The organism is Mariniflexile sp. (assembly GCF_041583155.1).
In the GTDB taxonomy this organism is placed as follows: domain Bacteria; phylum Bacteroidota; class Bacteroidia; order Flavobacteriales; family Flavobacteriaceae; genus Mariniflexile.
In genome coordinates this window covers 21,230-33,440 of the sequence record NZ_JBFHGK010000041.1, presented here as the reverse complement: position 1 = coordinate 33,440, position 12,211 = coordinate 21,230, and the positions used below count along the sequence as shown (strand labels likewise).

Here is a 12,211-nt window from a genome sequence, read left to right as displayed (position 1 = left end):
CCGGTGGCCACACTGTTTATTCTTAAACCACTGGTTAAGGTCTGTTCTGAAATATTATTAAATTCTTGCACTATTTGTCCGCGCATATCCACTATAGATATTTTATCTATATCCGTATTCAACTTTTTACCAAACAGCATCTTTGAATCGTTATGATAGTATATAAGATGCTCTGAGATTAATTCTTCCTGAGTACTTAAACTTTCCTGTTTTGATTGGAACACAATTTCAAACCTGGTATTAAATTTACCTATGGTAGAAGAAAACTTATAAGAGGTATTTTGTTTTAAATCAAAATAGGTATCGGTTAAATTATCTTTTAAGTACACTGTTTGTGATTCATCAAAATTTGTAAATTCCGTTGCTTTAATTTCAAAAGTGTTACTTCCAGAAGATTTAAAATTTAGAGGCACCACCTTATCGCTCGATATAGGACCATAGGCTTGCATATACATGTTTTTACCATCTAAACTTAAGTTAAAATCATTATTATTTTCCTCAAAATTTTCGGCATCGTATCCATAATCGTATCCATCCGTGGTGGTTTCACTAAAGCCTAAAAGTAATTCTCTTTTAGTGGCAGGACCACTAACTGTATTAAATTCCAATCTTATTTTTTGAATATCGCCAGTTTGGCTACCAGTAGTGTCTGTGGTACTTTTTGACTGTTTTCCACTAGATTTTAAAATGGAAGTAACACCGTCAATTATACCCAAAGCATCTGTTTCCTTTACAAAGGCACGCTGACTATTCTTAAACACAACGTCGCCACTTGCTATAACCTCTACAATAAAGCCTTGACCTACAGGAAAATATCTTTCAGGTGGAAGCGTACCATTAACAGAACCTGTTGTAGCTCCATAAATTCCTGAAAACTGCGAGGCTCTAATAGCTCCTAGTTTATTTACTTGAGCGTATCCGCCCTGGTATTCACTCAGGTTATGAGAAGTACCTCCCCATTGTTGCCATAATTGGATGGTACCACCTATCACATCCTTATTATCATCAATAAACTGATATATGTCCAATGCAGATGGATACGGATTTCCTAATAAATATTCTGTTTTAGATTTATTGGCCACCGAGCCCGGACCTCCTTTGTCTGTCACTTTTACCACTATAGTACCATTATTTGGTTTACCCTGAAAAATATATTGTTGTTGTAAACCCGCATTGCCAGTACCCTTTTGAGTATAGCCAACACCTGGCTCTAGTTGCGTGTTTGATTTTACCGATGTCCAATCCCAATAGGTTACACCATTTTTAAAAGCATATAGCCAATACGTACTTATCTTCCCTGCCTGGTTATATGCAGAAGTAAATTGCATATTTACACCCGATTCATCTTTTAACATGTTTAGAGTGTACGATGAATTATTAATATTATTAACAGCCGTATTGTTATCAATTAAATTCGTTTTTCCTTTTATACCTACGGGAGAAGACCAGTAATTATACCAAAAGACGTTTGATGTGCCTTCCTGACGTCTTAATAATTGTCCTGATTCTGATGTTACTAAATCACTAGTATTGGTTTGTACTAATTGCGAATCATTTTTTAAATCTATAGTTCCATTTAACTCTAAATACCACGTATTTAGCAATTCATTATCACCATTTACGGTAAGGGTTTTGTCTTCATCAACAATTAACGCCAAAGTTTTTAAAGATTCATTAATAGTAACGTTATTTGAAATTCTTAAGATGCCATTATCCGTTTGATTTAAAGCCTCTTCAATAGACCAAACTTCACCATGTAACCAAGTTTCTTTACTTTCCAACCCCCCATCAGAACCTGTAACGTAAGGCATAGGAGCAGTTTGCTCTAGTATGGTGCTTATTTTTGTATAGGTTAAATTATAATCATTTGAAGAGTAATCAGTTATTATATTGCTGCTTATCCCAGTCATTGGATAATAAGCCAAAAGATTATCCCACGAAATTTTATCTTTTGTTTCTGTATCCAAAATATCCTTTTCAAGTACTTTTCCCTTTAAATAGCCTTCATTATTTTCAATTTCTTGACAAACCATTTGCTGAATTTGACTATCGGTTAACGCTATATCAAACACTCTCACCTCATCAATATCACCCTTGAAATAGTCTTCATCTTTATTTTTATTAGAATACCTCCCAATTTCAAAGGTTTTATTAGCATTAGAACTTACACTAATTTTATTATCTTTTTTAGTACTATAAGAATCTATTAAAACACCATCTAAATACAATTTTAATATTCCTTTTTCGCTAGAAAAGCTTCCTGCCAAATGATGCCATTCATTATAATTAATGGTACAATTGGAACAATCGCCTGCCGATTTAGTACTATTCTTATCTGTACTAATGCTAAACATTGGTATGTTTCCATTTTTCAACCATAATTTACACGCTACATCCTCGCCTACAATGGTCATACTCGAAGTATTACCTTCATCGGATTTAACCCAAGCCATTATGGTAACTTCACTTAACCCATCTATCATGGAAGATCCAGTAAGGTAGTTGTCCTTTCCATTAAACCTTAACATGGCGTTTGTAGGCACGTCCGCTATTGGCAAATCGGTTGTTTCAGATGTATATTCAATTTTATAATCTTCTATTTCTCCTGCCTCATAATTAAAATCACAGGACGTAAAATTGGTTTTATTACCTGTTCTTATAGCAATTCTTATGACCGATTTTCTTAAACCTGCCGATTCCGGAATTGGAATACTTATAGGTACTTCTACTATTTTATTTCCAGATGGGTTTGTTTTATCTTGAAAAGTAAACAAAAATTGTTCATTACTATCTTCAAAATCATCATCTACATCTTCATTAAAATTCATCCATACAACAACCGTATTTTTACTTGTATTCCATCCATTTAAGGTAACACTAACAGTGCCTTCAAGCGTTTTACCAACAGTAACATTAGCACTTTCTAATGAAGAAAAATAAGTATAACCACCTGTTGTTCCCGAACTACTATTATTTATGGACCCTAAACTAACCTTTGAAATGTAGTTAATATTAAATGACCCAATATTCGTTGGTGTACAAAACATAGGATACTCATTTCCACCCCCAATTGAACTATAATCTGAAAGAATATTAATTTTGTAGTCCTCTAATTCTCCTGACTGGTATTTAAAATCACAGGATGTGAAGTCGGTTGAAACACCTGTTCTAAACGCAATACGCATTACGGATGCCCCAGCTAATGCAGTTTCTGGTACTGGAATACTTATTGATACCTCAACGGTTTTTAAATCCGATTTATTTTTATTGTCTTTAAATGTAAAAAGAAATTGCTCGCCACTATCATCAAAATCTTGATCTGAATTATTAAAATTCATCCAAACCGCAATAGTGTTTTCATTACGATTCCAACCATCTAAAGTAACTTCAATAGTACCATTAATAGTTTCTCCTGCTTGAATATCTGTTGATGATGTATTTGTATAATTACTATAACCTCCGGTAGTGCCAGAACTACTCTTGTTAATACTTCCAAAACTTACCTTGGAGATATAATTGGTATTAAAATTTCCAATATTATTTGGGGTACAATATTGGGCGTGTAGACCAGTTGTTAAAAACAAAACGAACAATAGAAAAACACCATAACACGAACTCGCGCAATTTACTTTCATAGGTTAAGACTTTATAGTATCCCTTCTTTGAGAGAAAAAGATTATTATTTTTGAAGACACCTTGGGGGTAGTAATCTTCGAGAGACCAATAAACAGCTCTAGTAATGGATTATTAAGGCAATATTATAATATTATTATGAATTCACAAAGGATTTTATAATTTTTACTCGTTAAAAAGCATTTTTATTCGTTATTACGTTAATTTTTGTAGGATTATTATTTGTGTTTGAAATTTTCAAAAGAAATTGATTACAGCAATAATTAAAGTGATTTAAAAAGCGGAAATAAAAGTAAACTATCATTACTAACTTTAACTTATTAATCTACCAAAAACTTTCTGCTTCCCACCTGACCCGATTGTGTTTTAAACCAGACTACATAAGCTCCAGATAACACATTAGCTAATTCCAGACCATTGTTTAATTCATCCTGCGATAGATTTTTAAACTCTTGTACTATTTGTCCACGCATATTTACAACAGATAATTTAATTAAATCCGTACTCAGTTTTTTAGCATACAAGGTATTTGAATCATTATGATAATAAATTATATTTTCTGTAAATTGGCTTTCTTCAGCACTTAAACGTTCTTCTTTGGATTGAAAAACAATTTCAAATCTGCTGTTAAATTTGCCTTGTGTAGTTGTAAACCTGTAGGCTACATCTTGCCTTAAATCGAAATAAGTATCGGTGAAATTATCTTTTAAATAGACACTTTGGTTTTCGTCAAAATACTCAAACGCGGTAGCTTCTATTTCAAAGGTATTATTACCTGAAGATATAAAATTTAAGGGAATAACCTTATCCTTTGCAATTGGGCCATATGCTTGTATACTCATATTTTGACCCTCCAAGCTAAGGTTTAAATCATTATTTTTTACCTCATAATTTTCAGCATCATAGCCATCATCATAACCATCGGTGGTTATTTCACTAAACCCGAGGAGCAACTCTTTTCTAATAGTAGCACCTGCCACCGAATTAAACTCCAGTCTTATTTTTTGCATAGGATTTGATACCTGTACTTGCTCGGTCTCTTCATTAATTTTCGATTTTGTATTTGAAGATTTAAAAAATGCAGATCCATTTTCATAACCACCATCCGCATCCGACTCCTTAATGAATACACGCTGGCTGTTATTAAACTTAACCATACCACTTTCTTTAATTTCAACAATAAAGCCTTGCCCAACTGGCAAATAACGCGTTGGAATTATTGTTCCGTCTTGCGAACCGTTATTATCGCCAGAGCGTCCAACAAATTGATAAGCTCTACAAGCTCCCGTTTTGTTTACATGCGCATAACCGCCCTGGTATTCATTCAAATTATGTGAATTACCAGCCCATTGTTGCCATAGCAATAAAGGACCCTTAATTACATCTACATTATCATCAATAAACTTATGAATATCTAAAGCAGAAGGATATGGGTTACCTAACAAATATTCCGTTTTAGATACGTTGGTTACCGAACCTGGCCCGCCCGTATCGGTTACATTTATTAATATTGTTCCATTATTTGGCTTACCTTCAAAGATATATTGTTGTTCTGTACCTCCATTACCTGTACCTTTTTGGGTATAACCAACACCTGGTGACAGTGATTGACTCGGGCTTAAATAGGCCCAGTCGTAGTAAGTTCTACCATTCTTAAAAGTATATAACCAAGATGTACTTATCCTATTAACTTGATTATAAGAAGTAGTGAACTGCATGGTAGCACCAAACTGATCTTTTAATGTGTTTAATTTAAAAGAAGTGTTATTAGTATTGTTAGTAGCTGCGTTATTATTTATTAATCCGCCAGCCGCTGGCAAACCAACTGGCGACGACCAATAATTATAACTATACGCATTTGATGTGCCTTCTTGACGACGTAAAATTTTACCAACTGCCGACGTAACCAAGTCGCTTGTTGTAGTTTGTATTAATTGCGAATCGCCCAATAAATCCAAAGTACCATTCAATTCCAAATACCAGCTATTACTTACTAAATTATCACCATTAATGGTTAACTTCCCATTAGTATCTATTATAAGTCCCAATGTTTTAACGGTATTACTAGCTGTAACCTCATTTAGAATTTTCACAATACTCCATTCCTTCATGTTTGTAATATCTTCAATATCCCAAACATCACCATTCAGCCAGGTACTTTGGCTAGTCCATGCGCCACCTGCCTTAGTAACATATGGCAATGGGGCCGTTTCATCCTGAAAAGAGGTGACATTTTTAACCTTAGTAATTCTGTTATTAGATGAAAAATCTTTAGTTCTAGAAAATGAAATAATATTGCTTAACGGATAATAGGCTAACAAACTAGACCATGCAACGGAAGCATTAGTTGTAGCATCCACAATATTCTTGTTAATTACTTTACCTTTTACAACACCTGAGTTATTTTCAATTTCCTGGTAAACCATACGCTGAATCTGGCTAGCAGTAAGTACGGTATTAAACACCCTAACTTCATCCAAATCGCCTTTAAAATATTCACTACCCGTTCCGGATGACCTTCTTCCAATAGAAAAATTACCATTGGAAGCAGCTGTATTAGTTATTGGAGAGCCCATGGCACCAACGTATAAACTGGTTGAAAACACGCCATCAATATACAAAGTCATAATTCCGGTAGCACCCGAAAAAGTTCCTGTAATATGATGCCATTCATTATGCTTGATAACAGAAGGGGCATTTATGGTTTGCGCTGCTACTGCCGCTGTTTTGATGGTAAACGAAGGCTTATTTCCATTTTGAAGCCATAATCGGCAGCCAACATCTTCGCCAGCAATGGTCATATTAGCAGTATTTCCGGTATCTGATAATACCCAGGCCATAATAGTTACATTGCTTAATCCATTTATAAAACTTGGGGTTGTTACATAGTCGTCTATCCCATCAAAATCCAATTTAGATTCTTCAAGATATGGGTTAACAATAATATCGGCACCGCAATTGGCTAAAATTTCCTCATTAGTAGATGGAATCACAATACTAGTAACAATATCTACATCTTGTGTACAACTAGCACAAACCGAATCGAATCCGCCACCATCATCTACATCGTAAAACAAATTACCTGTTATACTTGCGCCATTTAAAAGTTGCGCATTTTGCCTAACAATTAATAAAGAGCTATTATTGTTACCAACAATTTTATCATTAGTAAGAACTAAATTAGTAGCAACCAATGTACCATAATTAAACAATGTAGAACTATTTACGGTAAGGTTACCATCAAGAATTATTAAACCATTATTAGTAAAATCGGAATTAAAACTTATATTGCCTCTCGCATAAACAGAACAATAATTTTCAAGCCCACTTCCTCCCGTACCAGAAATAGATCCGAATATATCAAGAATACCACAATTTTTTATTGGACTGTTTATAGACGCATCACCTTTTATATTAATTCTGGCACTTTGATAATTAACAATTAGAGCCGAACCCGAAGTACTCAATGCCCCCATGATAGTAACAACGCCCTTATTTTTAACCGTTGTAGAACCACTCGGTGCGAAAGAAGCTGGGTATGTAAACGTGCCAGTGGACTCGATATATATTTCAGTTGAGCTAAAAGATGTACTCGTAGGTAAACTCATGGTTCCTTCTATTATCAATTTCGAACCATTATTAAAACCATTAATACTACCTGAATATGTAACACCTGGCGCTACATAAAATGTACCTTTTATTAAAGAAAAATTATTAGTATTATTTGCACGAATACATATAGATTCGGAAGAATTGTTGGTTGTAGGTGCTGCTATTGGGGAACCTGAAGCGTTAACCCATCCTGAAGACGTAAACGTATAGGTACAACTAGAAGGAGAACCTGGAGAATTATATGGCACACCACTACATGTTTGACCGCCTATTACTTGAGAGAATAATAGCAATAACACGATGGTTATACCTTTAAAGTAAACTGTTTTCATTTTAAATAGATTTGGGTACGGCTAAATTAACTTATATTCAACTAGTTACCTATTTTAATCGTTGTAACATCAAATTACTCTACAAAAAGTTATCTCTTCTGTAAAGAAATAGATGAAACACACCTTTTTAAACTTAATGTGTATAAACGTTGATGAATTTAAACCTGAGGGAAGTTCACGAAATTGTCTACACAAACAATTACTTGTATTATTCAAATCCAAAAACAATATTAAATTAAAAATATGACTAATGCAAGATAAAATCCGTTTAAACGATTAATTTTATCGTTAAAAAACACTTTATCCTATTAATCTTTAAAAATGTAACTTAAAAAATTACCTATGTAACAGTAAATTTATTTTAAAAGTTAACACACTAATTAATAATTATTTTTTTTGTAACAACCTGACCCCTATTCCCTTTAAACCAAGCCACATAGGTACCTGCGGCCATATTTTGTAATTTTATCCCGTTTTTTAAGGATTCCTGAGACACATTGTTAAACTCCTGTACAATTTGTCCGCGCATATTTACAACAGATAATTTATCGATAGCCTTGTTTAGATTTTTACCATATAAGGTGCTTGAGCTACTTTGGTAATAAATAAAGTTTTCTGATAATTGCGTCTCTTCCGTGCTTAAACTTTGTTGTTTGGATTGAAAAACAATTTCAAATCTCTTATTAAACTTGCCTAGTGTGGAGGTAAACCTGTAGGCGGTTTCCTGTTTTAAATCAAAATAGGTGTCTGTTAAATTATCTCTTAAATAAACCGACTGATTTTCAGCTATATTTTCAAAGGAGGTGGCCTTAATTTCAAATGTATTATTACCCGATGATTTAAAATTTAATGGAATTACTTTATCATTTGCTATGGGGCTATAGGCTTGTATGTTCATATTTTTGCCTTCTAAATTCAGATTGAAATCGTTAATACTGGCCTCATCACATTCGGCATCGTAACCATAATCATAACCATCGGTAGTAATTTCACTAAACCCCAAAAGTATTTCTCTTCTGGTTTGTGGGCCTACAATAGATTTAAACTCTATACGGATTTTTTGCATCTGATCTATTTCTTGTTCTTCAACAGACGTTGTGCTTTTTGATTTTGAATTTGTCGATTTAAAGAAGATTGAACCTATATTATGGTCATCCATAGCATCCACTTCCTTAATAAACACACGTTGACTGTTCTTAAACACAACTGTACCACTATTTACAATTTCTGTCATAAACCCTTGTCCTACCGGAAGATATCGTGTTGGCAATAATGTTCCCAATTGTTCGCCAGTTGTGGCATCTTCAAAACCCACAAACTGATAGGCTTTACAGGAACCTGTTTTATTTACCTGAGCATAACCACCTTCGTATTCACTTAAATTATGGGAGTTACCTGCCCATTGTTGCCATACTAAAAGAGTACCATCTATAACACCTTCATTATCATCTATAAACTTATAAACGTCTAATGCTGAAGGATATGGATTTCCCAAAAGATATTCTGTTTTTGATACTGAAGTTACGGAACCGTCGCCACCTTTATCAATAACATTCACTAAAATAGTTCCGTTATTTGGCTTACCTTCAAACAGATACTGTTGTTGTGCTCCTGAATTGCCAGTCCCTTTTTGGGTATAACCTATTCCAGGAGTTATATCGGTAATGGATGTTAAAGGTGCCCAATCCCAATAGGTTAGCCCGTTTTTATAAGTATACAACCAATATGTACTTATTTTCCCTATTTGATCGTATGCAGAAGTGAATTGCATAGCACCACCAGCACCATCTTTAAGCATACTTAACTTAAATGCGGTGTTATTTGTATTATTACTGGCGGCATTGTTATTTGTTAAGCTGGTAGCGCCTAATGCTCCCACTGACGATGACCAGTAGTTATATCTGTATTTATTTGAAGTACCTTCTTGCCTACGTAGTAGTTTCCCGGTGGCTGAAGTTACTAAATCGCTCGTCATGGTTTGAATTAATTGGGAGTCCCCTTTTAAATCCAAAGTGCCTTTTAAACCTAAATACCAAGTGTTTTCTAGCAGATTATCAGCATTCATTATAAGTTTACCCGTAGTGTCAATGATTAATCCCAATGTATTAATTGATTGATTTGCGGTTATATCATTCGTAATTTTTATAATATTACTTAAATTGGTGTTGCTAATATCGGCGATATCCCATACGTCGCCATGCTGCCACGTGGCCGCTGAACACCAGTCACCATTACTTTTAGTAACAAATGGCATAGGAGCTGTTTGCTCTTGTATGGTTGCTATATTGTATAATTTTACTGTTTTCCCTTTTGAAGAATAATCTGTTGTTGTGGAGTTAATAATATCCGTCATTGGATAATAGGCCTGCAAATTAGCCCAAGGTATAGCTAGACCTGAAGTATTATCCGTAATAGCCTTTTCAATTACAACTCCTGATACATTGCCAGATACATTTGTAATTTCCTGATTAATCATTTTATGTAATTGACTCTCGGTTAAAGCCACATCAAATACACGCATTTCATCAATATCACCTTTAAAATAATCACTGTCTGAATTTGAACTTTTCCCAATAGTAAACGCCATTGATGATGTAGCAATGCTTGAAGCTAAACCAGCATCATTAGCAGTTGCTAATAATTTACCATTATAATATACTTTTAATTTGTTGGTTGCTGCTGTGGCATCAAAAACAAAGGCAATATGCGCCCAACGATTATGAACTAACGTGGCCGATCCTGGCAAAGTAACGGCAGATCCGTTTAGCTTTACAACTGGTAGTTTGGATGCATTTATTTGAATCTCGCAATTTCCTTGACTTATGATAGTACCTTTGCTTGAAAAAGCAGGATCTATACGCAACCATGCCATCACACTTGCCTGATTGTAGCCACTTAAGTTTAATTCACTATCTAAATAATCATCTACACCATCAAAATCTATGGTAGCAGAAGCTGGTGGATTTACATTTAACAAATCGCGATAATCCAAATCGCCACCTGGTAAAAACCTGTCGCCATCCGTATCTGGTAAAATAGATGCAGAAGGGGTATTTATCTCATCATTTACATCTAAGGGGTCATTAGCATTAGAACCTTCAAATAAATCGTCGATTCCATCATTATCCGTATCTGTAAAAGTGGTAATGGCATTGGCCATACCGTTTTCTTCGATATCTAATAAACCGTCGTTATCGCTATCTAAATCTAAAACATCGGGGTACTTATCGTAATCTGTATTAACCACAGCAATACCTGTTCCATACACCAAATCGATACCGGTTTGCTTATTAACTATGCCCGAAGGAGAAATATAACCTAAGGTGGTTTGTCCTTCTACATTATCCGGAATACCATCATTGTCACTATCTAAATCTAAGTAATTGTATTTACCATCGCCATCAAAATCTTCACCATTAACAATGATTAAAGAGTTGGCGTTAAAATTTAAAAATTCACATTGTGTAAAGGACATTCCAAACTGTCTCATTGCTGACCCGGCAACTGGTTTTACAGCTTGCATACGCATGGAAAAAGAATTACCAATAAACTGATAATAGGCACGTAACCAAGGTAAGGTTGAAAAACCATTCACAGTTGTTTCACCCGATGTCATTTCTATATTATTTCCACCAAGATTAACAACACTTAAATCTGTTGGATTTTCAACACCATATGCTGCCGCATTATAATAGATTACAGATTCTTTTAAGCTTGCTGTTCCATCACAATCCCAGGTAATACCATTGACCCTAAAAATTTCGGTAGATGGCGTTGTAGTTCCTGCATTAACAATAGTAAACTGAAAGGTAGCTCCTGGAGTACCTGTTCCAGTAAAAGTGAGTTCGGTTTGCAAATAGTTTGGATTGTCTACTAAATCATTATCGATATTAGTAATGGAGGTATTAGTTAGCTCCATTACTTTCATTAAAACGTCATAGCCTGTTAACGCATTACCAAACCTATATACCGAACCAACAGCACCAGCTGGAACTCCGGCACTTGCAGATGCATCATAAGCACCATTATAAAAGTCTAGAGCAGGCAGTGTACAATTAAACCGTTCCTGACCTAAATTTTCCTGAGCGTCGGTTATTCCATCTCCATCATCATCGTAATCTAAATAATCTGGTATTCCATCTCCATCAGTATCCAACATCGCATTACATGTAGCATCACCTCCAGAAACATTAAAATAAACAATTTTCCCAGTAGCATTAGCGCCAACACCGTTATCGTTAATAACCTCAACGCCACCTACTTTTACAGAAACAAAACTACCACTGGACCAATTAACATTAGCTCTATTATAAATTTTAATGTAATAATTTGCTCCATTAGTAACACAACCAAGATCGTACTTACCCGCATAAGTATTATTAGATGCGGTTTGAGTGGCCGTATAACATTGGGAGTTGTCGCAAATGGTTAGTAATAAATCGTTAGTTGTATTATAAACCTCAACTTTATTTTGATACGAATTACTAGGCCACTTAACTCTTATATTAATATCTGAACTTTGCGCAAAAGAAAATGTAAGCACAAAAAAAGCCACAGAAAGACTGTATAGTAGTTTTGTTTTCATGATGCAATAGATTTGGGACTTGTAAATTAACTAATTTACAATTAGTTAC

3 protein-coding genes are annotated in these 12,211 nt (G+C 34.5%); all 3 read right to left on the bottom strand.

The features are described from left to right. Nucleotides 1-3,635, bottom strand: a 3,635-nt coding sequence (locus ABYI63_RS13755; protein ID WP_372757047.1) for a LamG domain-containing protein, incomplete at its 3' end; no start/stop codon positions are given. Between the two features lie 318 nt (nucleotides 3,636-3,953). Then, nucleotides 3,954-7,577 carry a LamG domain-containing protein gene (locus ABYI63_RS13750; protein ID WP_372757045.1) on the bottom strand — a complete coding sequence of 1,208 codons (3,624 nt, stop codon included), beginning with the start codon at nucleotides 7,575-7,577 and terminating at the stop codon, nucleotides 3,954-3,956. 376 nt (nucleotides 7,578-7,953) lie between these two features. Beyond that, nucleotides 7,954-12,162 (bottom strand): LamG-like jellyroll fold domain-containing protein, encoded by a 4,209-nt coding sequence (locus tag ABYI63_RS13745; protein ID WP_372757043.1) that lies wholly within the window; start codon nucleotides 12,160-12,162, stop codon nucleotides 7,954-7,956. Between the last annotated feature and the right edge of the window lie 49 nt (nucleotides 12,163-12,211).